This window comes from Phormidium sp. CCY1219 (assembly GCF_055795085.1).
On sequence record NZ_JAYFEQ010000698.1, the window covers coordinates 1 to 19,864 of the forward strand.

The following is a 19,864-nucleotide window of genomic DNA, read 5'->3' on the forward strand; positions in this document are numbered from 1 at the left end:
GCCGTTGCCTTCCTCACCGACGACCCCCTAGAAGCGCCGTTAAAAGGCTTTCCCCCCAATCAACCGAATCTGATATCTGCCATTCAAACCTGGTTAGAGGAGATTTGAGGAGTGGCATTTTTTAGGTTAGAATAGGGTTAGATGAGACTTGAGAATTAATTATTGTCAGGTCGAAAGCGTAAACTATTAAGGCTTGTCACCGTTGCAATTGTCTCAAAATCCCTGTCATTATGAATTAAGATCAACTGATGTGCGATCGCCAGTTGAGCAATACAACAATCAATACTACTTCTAACCGTTAATCCCTGTCGTTGTAAATCGTAATAAATTCGGGCAGCCGCGACCCAAGTATGAGGATTGGACTCGATATAGTCTTGGTCTTGCAGATAGGTTTCTAATAACCTCCACTCCCGTTCATCTCGGCAACCTTGCAACAGTTCCATCTGAGTAAATCGGGTCAAAAAAATGGTTTGCTCATTAATGATTGCTGACAAAGATTGACGGACGGTATCAGTCCTGTCTCGGAAAACAGCAATCTAAACTGATGTATCAATCAAAAACATTGCGGTTTTCCCGTAAGGCTTTATAATCGTAATCTGTTGAAAATTGAATCTGCCCGCTCAAATCGAGTAAATTTCGTTTTTTGCGGTTTTTGACTAACTCGGATAAAGCAAAGTTAATTAATTCTTGTTCTGTCTGAATATTGGTTAAGCGCAATGCTTCTTTCACCAATTCTTCGTTCAGTTCGATGGACTTTTTCATCGCTAGTGGTTGATTTTATGTTCAGATTTATTGTCGTACAGATTTACTGATATTAACATTTTTCTGACTCAATGTCCCCCTGATTTGGGAAATCACTTGTCCCGAGAAAGACCCCGCCGGAAATGCGCCGTCACCTCAAAACCCTAAAACGCGCCCCACCTCCTCCCCCACCGTACCATCCTCTTCGGTAGCGAAACCGTTTCCACCCCGACGAAACCCACCCCAGAACTCATGGCCTTTTGCCAAAAACTGACCGGGGTAATCGCCGTAGTCTTTCTCACCGACGAATCCCTAGAAGCGCCGTTAAAAGGCTTTCCCCCCAATCAACCGAATCTGATATCCGCCATTGAAACCTGGTTAGGAGAGATTTAAGAAACCGGGGTTTTCCCTGAAACTTGGGATAAAATAAAAACTGTCCCACCCAAACCATTGTCCAAATTACCATAACCCAATTTATGATGACACTTACAGAACTACTACCTGCCATCAAGCAACTTTCACCCATTGACAAAATCAAACTGATTCGTTTGCTGGTTGAGGAAATGGAATCACGAGCAGAAATTTCACCTTTAGAGCCTGATAAAGCTTATGATTTGCCAACTCCATATAATACTTTTGGGGCGGGGGCGATTCTGATGCAGGCACTAGATTTCAGTGATGAGGTTTAATGGCAATGAGATTTCGCTACTCAACCACTGAGTCATCGCAAAGGGAACAGAATTTGATAGCTTGCCGCGAGTCCCCATCTGAAGCGATTGGATTAGTTGACAGTGGCGCAACTATCAACGTCATGCCCTATGATATGGGGCTACAACTAGGGGCTATCTGGGAAAACAATAAGGCCATAATTCAACTTTCTGGTAACTTAGGGAACCAGCCCGTATTACCTTTGTTGGCAATGGCTCAAATCGGCGATATTGTACCGATTCAGCTAGCGTTTGCCTGGACAAAACAACTCAATACACCTCTAATTCTAGGACAGACCAATTTTTTTATGGAATTTGATGTGTGTTTTTACCGTTCCAAGATGGAATTCGAGGTTAAGCCTAAATCTCTGTAAACAGTAAGGGCGAAATGGGCGAAAAATACGCAGGTCTCTAAATTCAAACAACAATTTGAGGGGCGACGCTGGCGTAAACTCAAAGGCATCGGTCTCGTACAATTTCCTAACGTTTGAACCTACCAAGCCGAAATCCATTGGTATTAAATTAAGAAACCCGGGTTTCTGAAGGCTCACCCCAACTCCCCAAATGGCTAAAAAATGAGTCAAACCATCGATTTAACTGATTTCACTCGTTCCCAACTTATGCTAGGAACGAGTGAAATCGATCGCCGACTATCAGCTAACTCCCAATCCAGGATTTTGCCTTGTCTTTCTCATCGAATGAAAAATATTTTACCTCAATATTAGGAAAAATATTGTTGCCAATTTTTACCACATTTTCCATCCAGTCTTTATCGCCCACCACTGCTTTTTTATCGAATTTATCGAACCGCTTAAACACAAACTTCAGTTCTTCGAGCAAGGTGGGGATGGAAATGCCGGTAAACTTTTCCACTTCCACATAAATGCCAATTTTATCGTGGATTTTCTCTTTTTCGCGGATGATATCGGCAACGCGCTCGAAATCCCAGGTGGATAAATCTCCTTTTAGTTTCAGCCCGATCGCATTATCCACTGGCATAGGCAAAATTTCCAGCATTTCGATTTCTTCGCGCAACCATTGCCACGCCTCTTCTACACGATCGCGATGGAAATAGCGAATATTCGCCGTGGTAAACGGTTTGCTCAAAGGAGTGAGAATATGAATAGCAGGTTCGAGCCATTTTGGATCCCCCACCACGGCATAGCGACCGATATGGCCAAAATGACTAAACGCAAACTTCAAATCCTCCCAAATTGCCCCGGGTTCCGTTCCGGAAATAGCGACAACTTCGGCAAAAATTCTCAGTTCTCGATATTGGTCCACGATCGCTTCCATTTCTGAGATAACTTGATGCAAGTCCGTTTGAGTTATCTCCCCATCAATGGAAATAGCGATAATATTGCTATTCTCCTCGACTTTATAAGTAATCATTGTTGTTAATTCCCCTTTCGTTTAACGTATCGATGGCATCAGATGCGGGTCGCACCCTGCTGATTTTTGGGGTAGTGTAGCAAATGCGGAGGGGATTGCCCTCCCCCAATTGGAGGAAGTTTAACCATTGCGGGGATACTGCATGGGCAAATGAATCGTTCCACCTGCATATTTACCCCCGTACAAAAACTGGCGATCGCCGCAAAATTTTTCTAAAAATCTGCATCGTTTCTTTCCGGTTTTTCTGGCAAATAATAGACCGTAACGGTCTCGCCTTCTGTGCGACTCGGACGGGTACTGCCTAGGCTTTTTTCACCCCGGTAAACCATGCCATTTTCGTCGGTAAATTGATACTGGGCATAATAAGTTGTGTGGCTGATGCCATAGGCATCGGTGTAAGTGCGAGGGCTAATCTGAGTAATCTCTCCTTCGGTTTGAATTCCTTTGTTGCGGACGTCAAATTTGTTGACCATCGTAAAGATGACGATGATGGCGACAACAATCAGCAACAAAATGAAGATAAATTCCATAATGGCGATGCTCCTGACTTAACTTGAGGGACAATTAAGAAACGAGTAACTGGACGATCGCTACGCCCATGACTAACTGGGCAAACATGACCCAACTATAAATAACTTGGATATTCCACAGGTAGATAGCCTCTTCGGGGAGGACGATCGGTCGATACCACAAAGGCACAAACCAACGATGCCGGATGCATTCCGAAACCAAACCCACCTCATAGACTAAGCTGAGAATTTCTGCCGCACATACTTTCAGAATTTCCCGCCACAAATTGCGCTGGTAAATCACGTGCAGAATAACCCGTCCGCAGAAATTAACCAGCAAGAAAACCAGAGGCAAAAGCAACCATTGCCAGTGCTGAGTTAGGGCGATCGCCACAGAAGCGATCGGCAACATCAGCAGAACAATTCCCATCCCTTTCGGGCAATCAAAATAAAGATAGCGATCGTGTCTTTCATACACATAAAACTCCCCTTGCCCCCAATGAAAAAGCCGCCGGACAACTTGGCCGATGTCGTTCCAGGTTTCTGTGGTATGATAAACCAGGGCTTGGGGATTTTTGGTCAGCCAATAACCTTGCTGATAGAGACGATATCCGAAGTCCACATCTTCTCCCCCTGGGTTTTTGGGAAATGTTGGATCGAAACCGCCCAGGAACTGAAACATTTCTTGGCGACAAGACAGGTTATTAGAAGGTCCCCAAATTTGATTTCCTTCTCGATTCCCCAGCTCAAATGCTGCCAAAAAAGGACTCAATTGCACCACTTGCCAAATCCAACTTTCCGGCCCTTTGAACTCGGTTTTGCCCAATCCCGCAACCACGGTGTGATTGCGACAATAAAGCTTCCAATGTTCCTGCAGAAGGTTGGGCGTGGCTTCGCAATCAGAATCGATAAACAACAGAAGGCTATAAGCTGCCATTTTCGCGCCAAAGTTCCGCTTTGCGGCAACCCCAAGCCTTTGAAAATAGTAAGTGACACCGTATTGAACACACAGAGCTTCGATTTGCTGGGCTTCTAACTCGGAACTGTCATCGATTACAATAATTTCAGTGGGTTCAAAAAAGGCTTTTCGACTCTTTTGCAGGGAGGCAAAAAGCCTTTCACACATTTCGACTCTTCCGAAGGTCGGAACGATGACTGAAATGCCGCTGGGGGCGCTAGAGAATTCTCGGATTTCTGGACTCGACTTGGGGTGGATGTTTTTCAATCTACTGCTCCCATTTTGCTGTGGTCTGGCAAGTTTTATCGATTATTCTTCCGGTTTTAGCAAGCGAATATTATCCACAGCGAGTTCTACAGAATCATGGGGCTGCCCGATGGTCTGCCATTGGATTTTTAGGGCTGTTTGTAATGCTTCCTCCCGGTTGGCGGGTTGACCCCAGCCTTCTTGCTGCATGGCATCAAAATCTACCACATACCGAGTCCACTCTGGGTTGGTGGAAAAATCGTAGTGATAGTCGTCATAATCTGAAGTAGCTGCGGAATGCAGTTTCATGCGATAGGTTTTTCCGTCGCCTTTGGCCCAAAATTCAATGCCGTTAAATTCGCTCAAATCTATGGGCGTGTTGGCACTTTTTAAGTCCACTCCCATGCCAATGTAGCCATCAGGAAAGTCGGTGGTTACTTTGCCGGACATTTGGGCGTATTTACTGGATTTTTCCGGACCGCCGGATCTGGGTTGGAATGCACTTCCCGCTGGGGGAATTACTTGTGACGTTCCCCCTTCAGGACGATCGCTGTAGGTAAACCAAGTTCCGCCTTGGAATTGATTAAAGCGATCGCCATCCTCTAGGTCGTCAATCGTCACTGCACTGCGACCTGCTGGCGGTGGCGGAAGGTCGGATGATGCGGAATTGAATTCGCAACCGCCTACACCCGCGAACGCGATCGCCACAGCTAAAATCCTGCCAATGGTAAGTGGAGAAAGTCGAATTTTTTTCATCGTTGCTCCTTGGTGAAATGGCTAAATTGGCTTCAATTTTTTGTGGTTAATCCCTGTTTTTTGAGTTTTATGTAGTTGTTCTGTGGCGAAAAGCAATCTACTACGCCACAGCCGCACTTATGCCGGATTTATACGCAATTTTTTGGTAATTTCAGTGTTATTCATTCCAGCAGTGGCGGACAAAACGAATTGCGATCGCGGGACTAATTGTTCTAATATTTGACGTGGGCCTGTGGAGGTAGTGCAGGGTTGGGCTTTTGGAGTGGGCATGAGTGACTTAGTTGAAATCAGAACTGGCGTAATGAAAAGCCACCGCCGTGGGTGCCTTAACGTTCATTTTATTATAACTGGCATCGCTTCGCAGAGGGGATAAAAAGCGTTTTGTGCCACCCCCGGGGTCTTGTATGCTCAATCCAAACCGATTTGAGGAGAATTGCTGATGCCATTTAAACACACTCGCATCATTCGCTTTCAAGATACCGATGCGGCGGGAGTTTTGTATTTTGCCAACCTGCTGGCGATTTGCCACGAAGCTTACGAAGCGTCTCTCGCCGCCAGTGGTATCGAGCTCAAAGGGTTTTTTCGCAACCCCGACGCCGCCATTGCGATCGCCCATGCGCGGGTGGACTTTTTTGCGCCCCTGTTTTGTGGGGATGAAGTGGCGATCGCGCTGACGCCCACTTTGCTCAAAGCGCATACCTTTGAAATCGATTATCGAGTTTTTCCCACCACCGCCTCCAGTGAAGGGGCGATCGGGCGCGCCCTCACCAAACATGTCTGCATTCACCCCGCCTCCAGGCAAAAACAACCCCTCGCCCCAGAAATAATGAAGTGGCTACTTCAATGGGCTGAATAAGGGGTTTTTCGCGCGATCGATCCGGCAAAAGAGTCTGGGGCGATCGCGGGGGGTAAACCGAGAAAACCCTGTTCTGGAAAGGCTTTCGCTTCTGAATTCTCCTCAACTCGCCTCCCCCTTGCGCCAGGGATTACCCGCATCACTACCGTGAAAAAATCAGTGACAATTTTACATAAATTTATAGTTATTTGTAAAACTTAATACTTTTTTCAGAATATCTTCAGATATTATTAATAATTAATTAACAATTCTCTCGGTGGGTGACAGAATTCTCATCGAGAATCATTTGAGAACCGAAACAATGAACTTGGAGCAACAATTTTACGCACAGTTACGAAACTTAGGGTATTGGGACCGCACGGAGCGGGTGAATTCCAGCAATAAAAGCCATCCCTTATCCCTGGCGTGGTCTAATCCGAACACCACTACAGATCCCGAAACGATGTTTCAAATTATGTGGCTGCTGTGTTCGAGCCAGCGGCGACAAAAACTCAACCCGATCGACGTGCGTATTTTAGATCGAACCGCCGCCGACTTAGTTTATGATGGGCAAATTGTGCCCGCTACTCAGTCCTATGTACAATACCTCTGGCAACAAGTTTATGGGATGGAATTCCCCCACTTGCTGACGGAAAGATAAAGAGATGCGGCCTTTTTTAGGCAAAATTACTCAAGGTTTTCCGGAAATTTTGCGGTTCGGCGATCGCGTGATTTTGGTGTAGGAGAATGGTTACATTTCGATCGCCCGATCGCTGAATTCAGCTTTTTTCACCGGATCCCATTCTGGCGGATGAGTCCTCCTCATCTGAAGAATTTGCATCTCTCAGATGAGCCTTCGCGATCGCTTGCACTCGTTCGCGATTGACTTTTCCCTGGGCGTTTCGCGGCATTTGTTGTACCGCACACCAATATTTCGGACGCTTGTATTTGGCTAATTTATCTTCTAGCGCTTCGGCGATCGCCCTTGCGGAAATGCCGGGGTGAGGAACGTACACCGCCGCGATCGCTTGACCCCAATCTCCATCCGCTACAGCGATCGCGCAAGCATCCGCCACCAAACCCGTGGCGCGAATTGCCGCTTCCACCTGTACCGGAAACACATTCTCGCCGCCAGTGATAATCTTATCGCTGGCACGTCCAACAATGTTTAAATACCCTTGCTCGTCAAAAAATCCCAAATCATCTGACAGGAAAGGGCGGATTTTCCCTGACTCATTTTTCATCTCTCCTTCGCCATAATACCCCCACGCCAGAGACTCTGCCTGAATCGCAATTCTGCCGATTTGATTCACCCCCAGTTTCTCGCCATTGCGATCGCAAATCGTAATTTTGGCATGAGGTAAAACCCGACCGCTGCTATTGTAACCGGCGATAAAATCGGTGGGTTTGAGCGTTACTACTTGTGACGCGGTTTCCGTCATCCCATAGGTCGGGGCTAAGGCAATTTTGCATCTTCTTGCCCGATCGAGCAAGTCGGGCCATGCGGGCGCACCCCCCAACAATACAGTTTTAAATCGCGATAAATAATTCCCCGCTTCGGGCGCTTGTAATAGTCGATTTAACTGGGTAGGCACTAAGGAGATAAAAAAGTCTTCTGGATTGATTTTTTCTAACAATGGCACGGGAGAATTCTCCGCAGCGCTAGGGGTGGCGATCGCCTGCCAATTCCCATAACCGGGCAGTTTTTTGTAAGAGGATAAAATCACCAGTTTGCCCCCGGTGGTCAACGATCGCAAAAATTGCATTAAACCGCTGACGTGATAAACCGGCAACAGGCAGAAAGAATTTACTGTGGGTGTTTGAAAATAGGCGGTAAATCCGCGTACTGATGCCATTAAGGTTTCCCACCGATGAATCGCAAACCGAATCTGACCGGAAGACCCGCCGGTGGGAATCATAATTGCCGATTTCAGTTTGGGGTTTTGAGGGGCGATCGCCGACTTTGCGCGGGGGGATAAAGCGGCGCGGAAGCTGACGAAATCCCTGATGCTGGTTGATGCGGTGCAAATGATATCCGGTTGCACCAAGGTGCAGACTTGTTCCCATTCTTTTTCCACCCAATTGGGATTGGTTAAAAAAATCGGGCAGCGGGCAGCAACGGCGGCGATAAAACTGGCGAGAAATCGCAGCGGATCCGCTTCGGCGAGTAAAATGGTGGGGCGAGTTTCCCGTTGGGTGAACTGGTGAAATAATTGCAGGGCGATCGCGCTAAAATCCAGGCGATCGCTATCGCAAATTATCCAATTTTCTTTAGCACGATTTTGCAAATAAGTCAAGGGTTCTGCCATAATTCTTCGATTGCGATTTCATCATCGGCAAACCAATGGTTGACGCCGAAACCCACTGCGCGATCGCGGGGGGTAGAAATTTCGGTGGCTAGTTTCAAGGCGGCATTGCGGCCAATTTGCGTTTCAAATACCGATGAAAACACCGCATCAATTTTATTTAACTGGCAAAATTGACGCAACTGGGAAGGCGATCCGGAAATACAGGGTTTGATGGAAAAAAGTCCCCGCCATCCTTGGCGATAAGCGGCTTCCATTTGCGCTAAGGTGGCGACGGATTCATCTAAGGCGATCGCCGTAGAAAAGCGAGTGCTCAATTCTAGCATTGTCTCGAATTCTCCCACGGGTAAAGGTTGTTCTAGAAATTCGATAATTTCTCCCGCTTTGTCGCAAGCTTCCAGCCATTTTTCCGCCTCTGCAAGGTTCAATCCGCCATTGGCATCTAAGCGCAAAAAGCCGATGTCCTCTTGCCAATCTTCGCAAATTGACCTCACCAATTCTCGAAAAATTCTCAATTCTCTTTCGATGGGGGCAACGCCAATTTTCCACTTAAAGGTACGATATCCCTGCTTCCAAAGAATTTTATGTCCCAATAATGCCGCTTCTCCCGCCGGCAATAAGCCACTATACGTCAGGGTGGCAAAGGGGATATCGATTGCGGGCGATCGCCCTGCATCATCGGGAAGCAATTTATGGGTACTGCAGGCTTCCCACGCGGTTTCTAACCCAAACTGACAGGCGGGTAAATTCGGGGGAAGCGAAAAAATCGTGCGATCGCTAATCCATTCTGGCAATTTCTGGCAAAATTCTAACGCTTCGCCAATGGTTTCCGAACCAAATGCACTTAACGGCGCAATTTCTCCCCACCCCACGTCCCCTTTTTCGTTTTTTAAACGCACGATAATCCCGTCGCGCACCTCCCAAATGCCATGACTGGTGTGCATGGGGCGCTTGAACTTGCGCCGATAAGAACGAAAGTCAAATTGATAGCGCATTTTCCAAAGTTATAGCTAAGAGTTAAAAGGATGATAAAATAAAATATCGATATTTTAGGGAAAGTCACTGGCTTGTCTATTGCGAATTATTCTATCACAATTCTTCGATAACTGCATCTTTGGCGTTTCCCTCCCTCACCAAGCTGTGGCGCTGTCTCCCTAGCCCACTTTACTTTTTCCCTTGGCAACGAAAAACTTTTTTATAGATTTTACGATAAAAATTTATCCCGTTTTTATCTGGATAAAAATTGATTTAACTAACCAATAAAATCGCGAATTGTCTGAGCATAAAATTGGGGCCTTTCCCAGTGGATATTGTGGCCGCTTTCCGGAATAATTTTAACCTGCGCTGCGGGACATTGCTGCGCGATTTGTTCGTTGATGACTTGAAATTTATTATCCGATTCTCCCACTAGCAGCAGCAGAGGCGTTTGATTTTCTGGCAACTTTTCCCAGAGAGAGGGTTGGGTTCCAGTGCCCATGTTTCGCAGAGATTTGGCTAATTCCACAGGATTATTTTCCAATCGGCGATCGCGTAATTTCTCGAAGTCTCGATGTGCGGATAAACTGTGAAAAATAGGCTGACGATACCACTGCAGCAAGAAGGAGTTAAAATCGGTGGTTTCTAACTGGTGGGCGCGTTGGGCATCGCGTTGGCGACGACGCGATCGCCCTGTGGCAGTTTTTAATCCCGGGGAAGCAGATTCGAGCACCACTTTGGCAAATTTCTCCGGAAAATGCAGGGTCAAATATAATGCCAGTCGTCCCCCCATCGAGTAACCTACTAAAAAACAGCGTCGGATGTTTAATTCCTCGAGCAAGTCAACTATTGCGTTAGCCACATTTGGCATCCTGTAGGCATCTTCCCCACCGATCGCTCGAGTTTTGCCATGCCCGGGAAGGTCAACCGCCACACAGCAAAAGCGATGGCTAAGCTGGGAAATTACGGTTTGAAAAGCATTGCAATTTCCCATAAATCCATGTAAAAATAAAATGATTGGATAATGGCGCTGTCCGGTTATCGAATAAAAAAAGTGATAGTTTTTCAGATAAATCATGGTACTTTTTTAGGCAGTAACTGCCGGGTTTGGTTAAACCACGGCAGTGGTAAATTTACAGAATAAATCCTGCCCCTAACAGTAAGCAACTCCAGAAATGAACGGCAACGGCAATAAATTTGCAGTTACTCACCTTTTCCGGGCGATCGTGATACTGGCCCACATGACGGCACAGTTTCACCGCAAAGGGAAACCCGGCAAAACTGAGTAATGCCAAAACGGGGAAAATTCCCAAGAGGACCAATGCTGCACTCCCGGCAAAAATGATACCGCAAAACCAAGGTAAGAGTTGAGCGCCGCGTTTGGTGCCCATCCGCACCAGGGGCGATCGCTTCCCGGCAGCTAAATCATCATTCACTTGGTGAAAGTGGGAGCAAAACAAAATCAAGGTCGTGGCAACGCCGACAATTATCGATGCCATCAAACTCAGATTCGACCAACTTTGGGTTTGACTGTAATAAGCAGCGGAAACCCCCAACGGCCCAAAGGCAAAAAAGCAGAGAAATTCTCCCAACCCTTGATATCCGAGGCGAAACGGGGGACCTTGGTACATATACCCTAAAAAGCAGCACAAGAAAATTAATCCCAAAACGGTTAAATCTTGCTGCCACCAGCAAATCGTTAATATCCCAATAATGCCCAGCGCCAAGCATAAATTGCCCAGCCAAAAAACCAAGGATTTATTGCCAGTTAGGTTGACCAAGGAATGGTGCTTATTTTTATCGATTCCCGTTTCCGAATCAAATACATCATTGCTGATATTTTCCCAGGCCAGAATTAAAATGGCAGCGGTGACAAAGGTGGAAAAAATGGGCCAATTGATGGCAGATTTTTCGCAAAAAGCGACGGCAGTTCCCACCCAAATCGGCATAATGGCTACACTGTACATGGGGGGTTTAATTGCCGCCATCCATAATTTGTTGTTCGATCGCTCAATTGTGCGGGTTGTCATTCACTTTTCCCGATCGTGTTCAGTCAGTGCCATAATTTTACGATCGCCCGTCGGCAAATTGGCAGACTGCGAAGAATTAAGAATTATTAATCAAACCGACAGAATGGAGGGGTCAGCTCAACCAGGCCCACCCCACTCCCGGCGATCGCGGGGTTATCCCCATTGTGTATTGCAGAATGCCAACTGGTAATACTCGAACTGCCGAGGGATTAACAGGGTTTGCCGGCAAAATGGCACCCATGACCCTCGGACAGATGGTAGGGAAAGGCGATCGCCCAGGCGATCCCGTGGAAGGGAAGACAATGGAATGATTAGATATATAGGAGAGTCCCTAGAGAAGGACTCCCTGCATCCGGGGACTTTCCCCCACTCGCCCAACACACCATCCTCGCTTCCATGCCAGTTGTACCGTCTGATGCCAATCTATTGCCAGACTACAAGGAACTGTATCGGTTTCTTGTTGCTTGTCAGCAGGTCGCCGTTGACCGAGACTGTCCGCAGATCGCTAGCATATCCCGAGAGATTCCGCCAGTAGATCCCCTAGCAGTGCTGCAGGCGATCGCCCAACCCGAAGATCTGCATTTTTACTTTGAAAACGGCCCGCAAGACAAAGCGATCGCCGCGATCGGGTCTGCAGATCGATTTGAGGCCCCGATTGGCGATCGCAGATTTGTCAAAGCGCAAAATTTTATTCAATCCTGCATCGATCGGGTGATGTCCACCGGCGAAACGGACCTTCCCTGCGCCGGACCCTACTTTTTTTGCAGCTTCACCTTTTTTGACGACCCCCCACCAGAGAGCGCTCCTTTTCCCCCCGCCACCGTCTTTTTACCCCGCTGGCAAGTGACGCGCTGCCAAAACCGTTCCGTTTTAGTCGCCAACTGTCCCCTTTCCGGAAACGAAGATTTAGAAATATTATCTCGAGAAATTTGGCAAAAAATCAATCAAATTGGCTGGGTCAATTATTCCTGGATGGATGAAGCGCAAAAAAATGGCAAAGGGCTAAAACTGCAGCAAATCGCTGTACCCAGCCATCCTTTTAAAACAGCCGTGCGTTCCGCTTTAGACTCGATAAAAAGCCAGCGGTTAAATAAAATCGTCCTGGCTCAAACCTTGCAGGTCACCTCTCAAAAGCAGTTTAATATTTTTCACTCCTTAAATCACTTGCGCCAAGTGTATCCCGACTGCTATATTTTTTCCACCAGCAACGGGAAAGGCACCCATTTTATCGGGGCCAGTCCCGAACGCTTGCTTGCCATTGATAACCAACAATTGGTCACCGATGCCCTCGCCGGTTCCGCACCCCGAGGCAAAACCCCCACCGAAGATGCAGATTTAGCCAATGGATTGCTCTCCAGTGAAAAAGAAAAACACGAACATCGAGTGGTGATAGAATTTATTCGCGATCGCCTCTCTCATCTCGGGTTATCTCCCCGCGTCTTCCCAGAACCGCGCCTGTTGCAACTGTCCAATATCCAACATTTATGGACTCCCATTCAATGCACCATTCCCCCCAGGATTCATCCCTTAAAAATTTTAGCCGAACTTCACCCCACCCCCGCCGTTGCCGGCACCCCCAGAGATATCGCCACCCAAGAAATTCGCCGCTATGAAACCTTCGATCGCTGTCTGTATGCCGCCCCTTTAGGATGGATAGATCGCCAAGGCAATGCCGAATTTATCGTCGGCATTCGTTCCGCATTAATTCAAGACAATCGCGCCCGTCTTTATGCTGGTGCGGGTATCGTTGCCGGTTCCGACCCCGATAAAGAACTCGCCGAAATTCAACTCAAACTCAAAACCCTTTTAAAAGCATTAGTGTAACAGCATTCCTGTAAAATGTCCTTACCTTTTTTCTGCCTTTAGTGTTCCTCGCCAATGCCACTCGATTTTCGCAACACCAACAGTATTTGGGCCTCTATTTTAGTCGAGACCTGTCATCGACTGGGATTAACCACCGCCGTTATTTGTCCCGGTTCCCGGTCCACGCCCCTCACCGTTGCATTTGCCACCCATCCGCATATCGAAACCCTGCCGATTTTAGACGAGCGATCGGCGGCATTTTTTGCCCTGGGAATGGCCAAAAAAACCGCCAAACCCGTGGCGATCGTTTGCACCTCCGGAACCGCCGGAGCGAATTTTTATCCCGCCATTATCGAAGCGCGAGAAAGTCGCGTCCCTTTGTTAATCTTAACCGCCGATAGACCGCCAGAACTGCGCCACTGTCATTCCGGACAAACCATCGACCAAATCAAACTCTATGGCAATTATCCCAACTGGCACGCCGAATTAGCAACTCCTTCTCTAGAGATTTCCATGCTGCGCTATTTGCGACAAACCGTCATTCATGCATGGGAAAAAACCCTTTTCCCCATCCCCGGCGCAGTACATCTCAATTTACCCTTTCGCGATCCGCTACCCCCCCTCCCGCAACCGGAAGCACAAGCTTTAGGGTCAGAATTGAACGAGTCAGAATTCTTTGTAAATTGTCGCCCATTGCGTTACCATGCTTCTGCTTTTATCCCGGAGATTCCACTGCAAGAATGGCAATCATGCCACAGGGGAATTATCCTCGGCGGCGTAGCGCAACCACCAGATCCAAAAGGCTATTGTGATGCGATCGCCCACCTTTCCCAAACCTTACAATTCCCCGTACTCGCCGAGGGACTTTCCCCCCTGCGAAACTATAGCGATCGCAATCCTTACTTAATTTCCACTTACGACATTCTCCTGCGAAATCCCCTCCTCGCCCATACCCTCGCCCCGCAAATCGTCATTCAAATCGGCGACTTACCCACCAGCAAACAACTCCGCGCTTGGTTAGACTCCATCCAACCGATTTATTACCTCATCGATCCGACTTACCACAATCTCGACCCCCTACATGGCAAAACCATTCATCTGCGAACTTCTATCGAACAGCTTGCCGCAAAAAACTGGCAACAAACCCACGGGAAGACTTCTGCATCTAAACCCCACAACTATCTAAAACTCTGGTGCGACGCAGAGAGCAACTGTCGGCAAAAACTAGATAAATTAATCGCCTCAAATCCTGCTATTTTTGAACCCAAAATCCCTTGGATGCTTTCCCAATTATTGCCCAAAAAAACCCCAATTTTTATTGCCAATAGTATGCCCGTGCGGGATGTAGAATTTTTCTGGAAACCCGGCAACCGCGCCATTCGCCCCTTTTTCAACCGAGGCGCAAACGGCATTGACGGCACCTTATCCACAGCTTTGGGAATTGCCCATCACAATCAACCCAGCGTCATGTTAACCGGCGATTTAGCCCTGTTGCACGACACGAACGGGTTTTTATTGCGGAACAAATTCAAGGGACATTTAACCCTAGTTTTAATTAACAATAACGGCGGGGGAATATTTGAAATGCTGCCCATTTCCCAATTTGAACCCCCGTTTGAGGAGTTTTTTGCCACGCCGCAACACATCAATTTTGCCGAATTATGCCTCACCTATGGCGTGGAACATCAATTGATTTCTTCCTGGGAAAACCTGGAAGAAGCATTAAATCCGTTACCCAAAACGGGGATTCGCGTGCTTGAATTGAAAACCCATCGGCACAGGGATGCTCAATGGCGAAAAGATTGTTTCCAAAAGCTGGCCGATCGGTTATAGTTTTGGACAACAAAAACTTAACTGTAAGTCGCAGGGTGGCAAGTAAATACCGGCTACCGGGGGAATAGCAATTAGGCTGAGATTTCCTCGTTACTATGTCAAATTGGGATGAACTCTCTGTGAGGTTGCACTTTCCCAAATTTAGGAGGTAAAATCAGTGGGACAATTTCCGAGGGTCAATGGATAATATGCCCGTACAAAAACCTCGACTTGCCTATGCAGAAACTTCTTTACCCGTGGCATCAGTTTTGCAACGGATAGAACTGGCGCGGCGAGAGAATGTGGCGTTAGAAGTGGCCAATAAAGGCAATTTTCCGGTGGAAGTTTATCGGCGATCGCGCTTAGAAATATCGGCGGTGCAAGCGTATTTAATGCATGAGTTTCATCCCCTGCACCGAGACCGAGATCGGCGACGCCCTGCGCGCGCTCATGTGTTAGAAACCCTGGAACTGGCTGCGAAATTAGGGGCACCGAGAATTGTCACGGTTTGCGGATTTGGGGAGCAATTGGCCGATCGCCCAATCGATCGAGCCGTGGAATTTTTTAGCCAAATTATCGAGCCGGCGAAACGATTAGGGGTGCGAGTGGCGATCGAACCATTAAGTCCAAAACGATGTGCTGCCCTTACCCATCCGCAAGAGATTGCCCAGTTAATTGAACAATTAGGGGAACCGGCAGTATTTGGGATGCTGTTGGATACGGGACATCTGGCGGATAGTGGCATTCACCTGGATGAGTTTTTTTGCCAGTGGAATGAGGCGATCGAAGAATTGCAATTAAAGGGAGTGGGGTCTACAGCGCCCACCGGGACAATGCCAGTATTGCAGTGGTTAAACTCGCTTTCGGAATTGCCAGAGGTGGTTTGTGTCGAGCATCGGGAGCGAATTTCGCGGGAGAAGTGTGCGGCGCTGTTGTCACTATTGCGAGAAAAACTGGCAACTATGGGGAGAGGATTTCCCGAAGGGCGTTAGCGAGGGTTTGATATTGCGGGAGGGAGTTGTAAATTTGGGCGGAAATGCGAAGTAAGCGGTGAGGTGGGGCGGGCCAAGGAATGACCTGCACCTCGATATGATAGCGATCGAATAATTCATCGCGCAATTCCATTGCGGATCCATCGGGGAGGGGGATAGAGGCGAGAGACCCGATCGCATCTTCAGGGGCGGGGAGTGGCACCTGGAGGGTATCGCAAAGGAGTTGCCTTGCTTCGATGACGAGGGAGTGATTTTTTTGCATTAATTCGGGCCAACCGCCGGGGAGGAGAGACCCCATAAACTCGATGGCGACGGGGACGCAGAAATAGGCGGTAGGGTCATCGGTGCCCATCCAGTCAAATTCCAATTGAAAGCGGGATTTATCCTGGAGGGGAGAATTCGCTCCATGACTGATGGTTAGGGGTCGGATTTTGGGTTGGCGATCGCGCTGCACGTACAAAAAAGCCGCTCCTTTGGGGGCACATAACCATTTGTGACAATTGCCAGTGTAGTAGGTTGCGCCGAGTTGGGAGAGGTTTAAGGGCAGCATTCCCGGGGCGTGAGCGCCATCAATTAAGGTTTCGATGCCGAGTTGGGATAATTGGCGCACCAGTGTTTCGAGGGGGAAAATCAAGCCGGTTTGACTGCTGATGCGATCGAGGATGACGAGTTTTGTGCGGGAGGAAACCCGGGACATCACCGCGTCGATGATTTGTTGTGGGGAGGTGAGGGGGAAGGGAACCGGGGCGGTGACGAGGGTCGCATTGGCGCGATCGCAGACAAAGGCGATCGCGTTGCGAGTGGCGTTGTACTCCTGGGTAGTGGTGAGTAATTCGTCACCGGGTTGGAAATGCAGCGATCGCAGCACGCAATTGACCCCGGTGGTTGCATTCGGCACAAATACCAAGTCTTCTGCATCCGCACCCACAAACCGGGCCAGTTCTTGCCTTGCGCGATCGAGCAGGGGTTCCCACTCCCGCAGGAAAAACCGCACCGGTTCTCGTTCCAATTGTTCTCGCAAGCGTTGCTGCGCTTCCAGTACGGGGAAAGGGCACGCACCGAAAGAACCGTGATTGAGAAACGTCACCTCGTGGTCGATCTTCCAGTAGTGGTTCCAGCTCGTTACAGCTTCCACGGGCAAAAAAGCCTCTTGGGACATCTATCTGAAAAAAATTAGAGTTCTGACTTTAGATTGTAAAGTGACGTTGCGTCTCATCCAAAATCAGAACTCTAGTTTTTGTGAAACTCCCCGGGTAGGATTCGAACCTACGACCAATCGGTTAACAGCCGACCGCTCTACCGCTGAGCTACCGAGGAATGTGGGTCGCTCGTTCTTTGCTGACCGTAATCTATATTACACACACTCTTAGGGATTTGGCAAGCCTTTTTGCAAAATTTTTTGAAATTTTTTTTTGTGATTTGCTGAAAGCCTTGCCGGATAAGGGTTTTACGCTTAAAATTTTTTTGGATTTCCTGCCGTTTCCCGGCGGGTGTCCCGTGATGAAGCTCCCGTGAAGGGGTTGGATCCCTGATGGCTTACAACCCCATTCTCAGTTGGGCGAGGCGCTTTTGAGATTCGACATCGAGTCCCGACACCAGAAAGCGGCTAGAGGGGCGTTGTTTGGTTTTATGTTTCCTGCGGCACTTCCGTGCTGTGGATTCCACCGCTTGGCCGAGTTGCTGTGCGGACATCCATTCAGCGCCGTAGCCCAACACGGTTTGCTGCTGGGCGCGGTCTGAAGTGGCCACGATAAAGCGACGGTGCAAGTTCGCCACATCGCGACGAAAGTTCGCACAGGCTTTTTCAATATAGGTGTCTGCGGTTTGACCGAAGTCGGTGTAGCAGACGGAGAGATTTTTGGTGACCGTTTCGATGTAGCAGCGCTCGTCTCGGGAATGGGCATCAAAGACCACGCGGGTCTCGAGTCCTTCAAAGGCACTGTAGTTGACCAGTGCTTCGATCAGTTTGCGCCGTGCGGCTTCAAGTCCTTGTTGGTCTCGCTGGATTTTTAGCTTCGACCATACTCCTATTATGTTGTAACCATCCACGAGCAGTATGGCTCGCGCTAAGGAGCGTGGCATGGTTTTTCTTTACATTGTTTAAATTTTCGACAGATGAGGCAAGCTCGTTGACATTATGACATCATTTATTGCGTTTTGTTAATTTCTGACTCAGAAAAATATTTTTCCCATAACAACACCGATGAGAGGGAAGGGGGTAACGGCGCGATCGCGCCGTTACCCCCTTCCTTAATAGTTCTCCTCGCGCATCAGGCGTTGCTGCAAGGGGGCTGGGTCTCCCCGAGCCACCACTTGGCCCCGTTCGATCAAAAATGCGCCATCGCAATAATCTAATTCATCAAAGCGATGAGTCACCCACAGGGCGGTTAAACCCCGATTTTTCACCAAACGCTGCACCTGTGCCACGAGGTCTAACTGACTTTCCGGGTCGAGTAAAGCCGTCGGTTCGTCTAAGAGTAAGACTTCACAGTGGCGCGCGATCGCGCCGGCAATGGCGATTCGCTGTTTTTGACCGCCACTGAGGGCGTAAATCGGGCGGCGTTGCAATCCTAGTAAATTGACCGCCCCCAGGGCTTCTTCCACCCGCGCTCTAATTTGAGGAGGGGAGAGCTTTTCCTCCACCAATCCAAACGCCACATCTGCACCCACGGTGGGCATGACCAACTGATGATCCGGATTTTGAAAGACGAAGCCTACGGGGCGATCGATTTCGATTTCGCCCTCCTCGGGAGTCAACAAACCCGCCAGCAACCTTAACAAGGTGGATTTGCCACTGCCATTGGTGCCCAAGAGCATCCAAAACTCGCCCCTGGGTACCCCTAACGAGCAACCGTTTAACACCTCGAGTCCGTTGGGCCAGCGAAAGCTCAGTTCGCGCACCTGAATGGCGAACTCGGGCTTTTCTGGGGTTTGGGATGGGTTCATTCGGAAAGGGCTTCCACAACCGCCGCAAAACCAGGTGCTTTACCTGCGGCTGCTCCGCCAGCTTTCTCGGAAATCTGCACGGCAGAAATGGCATCGGCAAACACCGCGACTTTTTTCTCGGGCATTTTCTCGCAGGTGAGTTCCACTACCTCGGAACTGCCAGAGCGCATCGCCTCCAGAACTTGCTGGTAGACTTCTTCCGCCCCTTCAACCGTTTTGCGTTGAACCGACAGGGGTAGGGGTGTGTTCTTCAGAGTCAAGTCAATCGTGAACATGCTTTATGGAAAATTTCTCAGCATCAGTTCTTTCTAGTATCTCAGAATCTCAGCACAAGGAGGGGGCAGTGTGCTGTGCTCTCAACCCCAACCTGCGCGATCGCCGAATCCCCGTTTCCCGCCATAGGCGATCGGGCATCAGTAGGGGTTCCCACCCGGGTTCTATAGAGTTCCATATTCCTAGCCCCCTCCAGATAATTTGGCCAAAATTTAACAAAACTTTATAAAAGGGGGTGCAAAATCCACAATTATCCCCTTATAATGAGAAACATAGTAAAGAAACGTAAAGACTACTTCCATAATGAACGCTTTTCTGCTATGGGTCGCTAACCCACGGGCAGAGCAAGTGGGGAGTAGGATTTGCTAATGTACTTATATCTATTTAGGAGATTTGCGTTATGACGATTGCAGTCGGACGCGCCCAGACTGAGCGAGGATGGTTTGACGTCCTCGATGACTGGCTGAAGCGCGATCGCTTCGTCTTCATCGGCTGGTCTGGCCTGCTGTTATTCCCCTGCGCCTACTTGGCGATCGGGGGCTGGCTGACCGGCACCACCTTCGTTACCTCCTGGTACACCCAC

24 protein-coding genes, 1 tRNA gene and 1 pseudogene are annotated in these 19,864 nt (G+C 48.5%); 11 read left to right on the plus strand and 15 right to left on the minus strand.

Features of this window, described 5'->3' with window-relative positions:
* On the plus strand, positions 1-108 hold a 108-nt coding region (locus AC0QH1_RS20620; protein ID WP_442957348.1), incomplete at its 5' end, for an NACHT C-terminal alpha/beta 1 domain-containing protein.
* A gap of 47 nt (positions 109-155) precedes the next feature.
* On the opposite strand, the gene vapC is transcribed toward AC0QH1_RS20620, so the two are convergent.
* Both vapC and AC0QH1_RS20630 read right to left on the minus strand, forming a co-directional pair.
* Positions 156-536: a type II toxin-antitoxin system VapC family toxin gene (gene vapC / locus AC0QH1_RS20625; RefSeq protein ID WP_324633214.1), complete on the minus strand. Its 381-nt coding sequence runs from the start codon at positions 534-536 to the stop codon at positions 156-158.
* A gap of 13 nt (positions 537-549) precedes the next feature.
* Positions 550-762, minus strand: a complete 213-nt coding sequence (locus AC0QH1_RS20630) for a type II toxin-antitoxin system VapB family antitoxin (protein WP_324633190.1) — start codon at positions 760-762, stop codon at positions 550-552.
* 231 nt (positions 763-993) lie between these two features.
* Between AC0QH1_RS20630 and AC0QH1_RS20635 the strand changes: the two genes are divergently transcribed.
* The 3 genes from AC0QH1_RS20635 to AC0QH1_RS20645 all read left to right on the plus strand — a co-directional run bounded on the left by AC0QH1_RS20635 (position 994) and on the right by AC0QH1_RS20645 (position 1,822).
* Entirely contained in the window at positions 994-1,134 is a 141-nt protein-coding gene (locus tag AC0QH1_RS20635; RefSeq protein ID WP_324633191.1) for an NACHT C-terminal alpha/beta 1 domain-containing protein, read from the plus strand.
* An 83-nt stretch (positions 1,135-1,217) separates the two neighbouring features.
* Positions 1,218-1,430, plus strand: a complete 213-nt coding sequence (locus tag AC0QH1_RS20640) for a hypothetical protein (RefSeq protein WP_324633192.1) — start codon at positions 1,218-1,220, stop codon at positions 1,428-1,430.
* A 5-nt stretch (positions 1,431-1,435) separates the two neighbouring features.
* Positions 1,436-1,822: a hypothetical protein gene (locus AC0QH1_RS20645; RefSeq protein ID WP_324633193.1), complete on the plus strand. Its 387-nt coding sequence runs from the start codon at positions 1,436-1,438 to the stop codon at positions 1,820-1,822.
* A gap of 283 nt (positions 1,823-2,105) precedes the next feature.
* On the opposite strand, the gene AC0QH1_RS20650 is transcribed toward AC0QH1_RS20645, so the two are convergent.
* The 4 genes from AC0QH1_RS20650 to AC0QH1_RS20665 all read right to left on the minus strand — a co-directional run bounded on the left by AC0QH1_RS20650 (position 2,106) and on the right by AC0QH1_RS20665 (position 5,309).
* Positions 2,106-2,840: a SpoIIAA family protein gene (locus AC0QH1_RS20650; protein ID WP_324633194.1), complete on the minus strand. Its 735-nt coding sequence runs from the start codon at positions 2,838-2,840 to the stop codon at positions 2,106-2,108.
* A gap of 212 nt (positions 2,841-3,052) precedes the next feature.
* Positions 3,053-3,370 carry a DUF3592 domain-containing protein gene (locus AC0QH1_RS20655; protein ID WP_324633196.1) on the minus strand — a complete coding sequence of 106 codons (318 nt, stop codon included), beginning with the start codon at positions 3,368-3,370 and terminating at the stop codon, positions 3,053-3,055.
* Positions 3,371-3,404: 34 nt separating this feature from the next.
* Complete coding sequence (locus tag AC0QH1_RS20660) at positions 3,405-4,574, minus strand: glycosyltransferase family 2 protein (RefSeq protein ID WP_324633197.1); 1,170 nt, start codon at positions 4,572-4,574, stop codon at positions 3,405-3,407.
* A 42-nt stretch (positions 4,575-4,616) separates the two neighbouring features.
* The gene (locus AC0QH1_RS20665) at positions 4,617-5,309 is read right to left on the minus strand and encodes a CIA30 family protein (RefSeq protein ID WP_324633198.1); all 693 of its coding nucleotides are present in this window, start codon (positions 5,307-5,309) and stop codon (positions 4,617-4,619) included.
* Positions 5,310-5,748: 439 nt separating this feature from the next.
* On the opposite strand from AC0QH1_RS20665, the gene AC0QH1_RS20670 reads away from it, so the two are divergent.
* Positions 5,749-6,165, plus strand: coding sequence for an acyl-CoA thioesterase (locus tag AC0QH1_RS20670; protein WP_324633199.1), 417 nt, complete (start codon positions 5,749-5,751; stop codon positions 6,163-6,165).
* Between the two features lie 301 nt (positions 6,166-6,466).
* Positions 6,467-6,805 (plus strand): hypothetical protein, encoded by a 339-nt coding sequence (locus AC0QH1_RS20675; RefSeq protein ID WP_324633200.1) that lies wholly within the window; start codon positions 6,467-6,469, stop codon positions 6,803-6,805.
* A 118-nt stretch (positions 6,806-6,923) separates the two neighbouring features.
* On the opposite strand, the gene AC0QH1_RS20680 is transcribed toward AC0QH1_RS20675, so the two are convergent.
* The 4 genes from AC0QH1_RS20680 to menA form a co-directional block, all read right to left on the minus strand.
* Complete coding sequence (locus AC0QH1_RS20680) at positions 6,924-8,453, minus strand: 2-succinylbenzoate--CoA ligase (RefSeq protein WP_324633201.1); 1,530 nt, start codon at positions 8,451-8,453, stop codon at positions 6,924-6,926.
* Positions 8,438-9,445: an o-succinylbenzoate synthase gene (locus AC0QH1_RS20685; RefSeq protein ID WP_324633202.1), complete on the minus strand. Its 1,008-nt coding sequence runs from the start codon at positions 9,443-9,445 to the stop codon at positions 8,438-8,440. The genes AC0QH1_RS20680 and AC0QH1_RS20685 overlap by 16 nt, the downstream gene beginning before the upstream one ends.
* A gap of 257 nt (positions 9,446-9,702) precedes the next feature.
* Positions 9,703-10,503 (minus strand): 2-succinyl-6-hydroxy-2,4-cyclohexadiene-1-carboxylate synthase, encoded by an 801-nt coding sequence (gene menH / locus AC0QH1_RS20690; protein WP_324633203.1) that lies wholly within the window; start codon positions 10,501-10,503, stop codon positions 9,703-9,705.
* A gap of 55 nt (positions 10,504-10,558) precedes the next feature.
* Entirely contained in the window at positions 10,559-11,455 is an 897-nt protein-coding gene (gene menA / locus AC0QH1_RS20695) for a 2-carboxy-1,4-naphthoquinone phytyltransferase (protein WP_324633204.1), read from the minus strand.
* 176 nt (positions 11,456-11,631) lie between these two features.
* Between menA and AC0QH1_RS20700 the strand changes: the two genes are divergently transcribed.
* From AC0QH1_RS20700 to AC0QH1_RS20715, 4 genes are all read left to right on the plus strand, one after another.
* Positions 11,632-11,766: a hypothetical protein gene (locus AC0QH1_RS20700; RefSeq protein ID WP_324633206.1), complete on the plus strand. Its 135-nt coding sequence runs from the start codon at positions 11,632-11,634 to the stop codon at positions 11,764-11,766.
* A gap of 85 nt (positions 11,767-11,851) precedes the next feature.
* A complete protein-coding gene (locus AC0QH1_RS20705) occupies positions 11,852-13,279 on the plus strand; it encodes an isochorismate synthase (RefSeq protein ID WP_324633207.1) in 1,428 nt (475 codons plus the stop codon).
* Positions 13,280-13,333: 54 nt separating this feature from the next.
* Positions 13,334-15,091 (plus strand): 2-succinyl-5-enolpyruvyl-6-hydroxy-3-cyclohexene-1-carboxylic-acid synthase, encoded by a 1,758-nt coding sequence (gene menD / locus AC0QH1_RS20710; protein ID WP_324633208.1) that lies wholly within the window; start codon positions 13,334-13,336, stop codon positions 15,089-15,091.
* 179 nt (positions 15,092-15,270) lie between these two features.
* Positions 15,271-16,062 carry a sugar phosphate isomerase/epimerase family protein gene (locus AC0QH1_RS20715; RefSeq protein WP_324633209.1) on the plus strand — a complete coding sequence of 264 codons (792 nt, stop codon included), beginning with the start codon at positions 15,271-15,273 and terminating at the stop codon, positions 16,060-16,062.
* On the opposite strand, the gene AC0QH1_RS20720 is transcribed toward AC0QH1_RS20715, so the two are convergent.
* The 5 genes from AC0QH1_RS20720 to AC0QH1_RS20740 form a co-directional block, all read right to left on the minus strand.
* Positions 16,031-17,221, minus strand: coding sequence for an aminotransferase class V-fold PLP-dependent enzyme (locus AC0QH1_RS20720; RefSeq protein ID WP_324633210.1), 1,191 nt, complete (start codon positions 17,219-17,221; stop codon positions 16,031-16,033). The two genes, AC0QH1_RS20715 and AC0QH1_RS20720, sit on opposite strands and share 32 nt — an antisense overlap.
* Before the next feature lie 86 nt (positions 17,222-17,307).
* Positions 17,308-17,379 (minus strand) — tRNA-Asn (locus AC0QH1_RS20725).
* 219 nt (positions 17,380-17,598) lie between these two features.
* Entirely contained in the window at positions 17,599-18,144 is a 546-nt protein-coding gene (locus AC0QH1_RS20730; protein ID WP_324633211.1) for an NYN domain-containing protein, read from the minus strand.
* A gap of 168 nt (positions 18,145-18,312) precedes the next feature.
* The gene (locus AC0QH1_RS20735) at positions 18,313-19,008 is read right to left on the minus strand and encodes an energy-coupling factor ABC transporter ATP-binding protein (protein ID WP_324633212.1); all 696 of its coding nucleotides are present in this window, start codon (positions 19,006-19,008) and stop codon (positions 18,313-18,315) included.
* Positions 19,005-19,283 (minus strand): UPF0367 protein family, encoded by a 279-nt coding sequence (locus AC0QH1_RS20740; RefSeq protein ID WP_324633213.1) that lies wholly within the window; start codon positions 19,281-19,283, stop codon positions 19,005-19,007. The genes AC0QH1_RS20735 and AC0QH1_RS20740 overlap by 4 nt, the downstream gene beginning before the upstream one ends.
* 398 nt (positions 19,284-19,681) lie before the next feature.
* On the opposite strand from AC0QH1_RS20740, the pseudogene AC0QH1_RS20745 reads away from it, so the two are divergent.
* A pseudogene (locus tag AC0QH1_RS20745) lies at positions 19,682-19,864 on the plus strand (photosystem II D2 protein (photosystem q(a) protein)); the annotation flags it as partial.

What these genes read in the sequence shown, in the direction of transcription:
- AC0QH1_RS20630 (WP_324633190.1), bottom strand. Translation starts at nt 762, where the DNA reads ATGAAAAAGTCCATCGAACTGAACGAAGAATTGGTGAAAGAAGCATTG.
- AC0QH1_RS20635 (WP_324633191.1), top strand. Translation starts at nt 994, where the DNA reads ATGGCCTTTTGCCAAAAACTGACCGGGGTAATCGCCGTAGTCTTTCTC.
- AC0QH1_RS20640 (WP_324633192.1), top strand. Translation starts at nt 1,218, where the DNA reads ATGATGACACTTACAGAACTACTACCTGCCATCAAGCAACTTTCACCC.
- AC0QH1_RS20645 (WP_324633193.1), top strand. Translation starts at nt 1,436, where the DNA reads ATGAGATTTCGCTACTCAACCACTGAGTCATCGCAAAGGGAACAGAAT.
- AC0QH1_RS20650 (WP_324633194.1), bottom strand. Translation starts at nt 2,840, where the DNA reads ATGATTACTTATAAAGTCGAGGAGAATAGCAATATTATCGCTATTTCC.
- AC0QH1_RS20655 (WP_324633196.1), bottom strand. Translation starts at nt 3,370, where the DNA reads ATGGAATTTATCTTCATTTTGTTGCTGATTGTTGTCGCCATCATCGTC.
- AC0QH1_RS20665 (WP_324633198.1), bottom strand. Translation starts at nt 5,309, where the DNA reads ATGAAAAAAATTCGACTTTCTCCACTTACCATTGGCAGGATTTTAGCT.
- AC0QH1_RS20670 (WP_324633199.1), top strand. Translation starts at nt 5,749, where the DNA reads ATGCCATTTAAACACACTCGCATCATTCGCTTTCAAGATACCGATGCG.
- AC0QH1_RS20675 (WP_324633200.1), top strand. Translation starts at nt 6,467, where the DNA reads ATGAACTTGGAGCAACAATTTTACGCACAGTTACGAAACTTAGGGTAT.
- AC0QH1_RS20680 (WP_324633201.1), bottom strand. Translation starts at nt 8,453, where the DNA reads ATGGCAGAACCCTTGACTTATTTGCAAAATCGTGCTAAAGAAAATTGG.
- AC0QH1_RS20685 (WP_324633202.1), bottom strand. Translation starts at nt 9,445, where the DNA reads ATGCGCTATCAATTTGACTTTCGTTCTTATCGGCGCAAGTTCAAGCGC.
- menH (WP_324633203.1), bottom strand. Translation starts at nt 10,503, where the DNA reads ATGATTTATCTGAAAAACTATCACTTTTTTTATTCGATAACCGGACAG.
- menA (WP_324633204.1), bottom strand. Translation starts at nt 11,455, where the DNA reads ATGACAACCCGCACAATTGAGCGATCGAACAACAAATTATGGATGGCG.
- AC0QH1_RS20700 (WP_324633206.1), top strand. Translation starts at nt 11,632, where the DNA reads ATGCCAACTGGTAATACTCGAACTGCCGAGGGATTAACAGGGTTTGCC.
- AC0QH1_RS20705 (WP_324633207.1), top strand. Translation starts at nt 11,852, where the DNA reads ATGCCAGTTGTACCGTCTGATGCCAATCTATTGCCAGACTACAAGGAA.
- menD (WP_324633208.1), top strand. Translation starts at nt 13,334, where the DNA reads ATGCCACTCGATTTTCGCAACACCAACAGTATTTGGGCCTCTATTTTA.
- AC0QH1_RS20715 (WP_324633209.1), top strand. Translation starts at nt 15,271, where the DNA reads ATGGATAATATGCCCGTACAAAAACCTCGACTTGCCTATGCAGAAACT.
- AC0QH1_RS20720 (WP_324633210.1), bottom strand. Translation starts at nt 17,221, where the DNA reads ATGTCCCAAGAGGCTTTTTTGCCCGTGGAAGCTGTAACGAGCTGGAAC.
- AC0QH1_RS20730 (WP_324633211.1), bottom strand. Translation starts at nt 18,144, where the DNA reads ATGCCACGCTCCTTAGCGCGAGCCATACTGCTCGTGGATGGTTACAAC.
- AC0QH1_RS20735 (WP_324633212.1), bottom strand. Translation starts at nt 19,008, where the DNA reads ATGAACCCATCCCAAACCCCAGAAAAGCCCGAGTTCGCCATTCAGGTG.
- AC0QH1_RS20740 (WP_324633213.1), bottom strand. Translation starts at nt 19,283, where the DNA reads ATGTTCACGATTGACTTGACTCTGAAGAACACACCCCTACCCCTGTCG.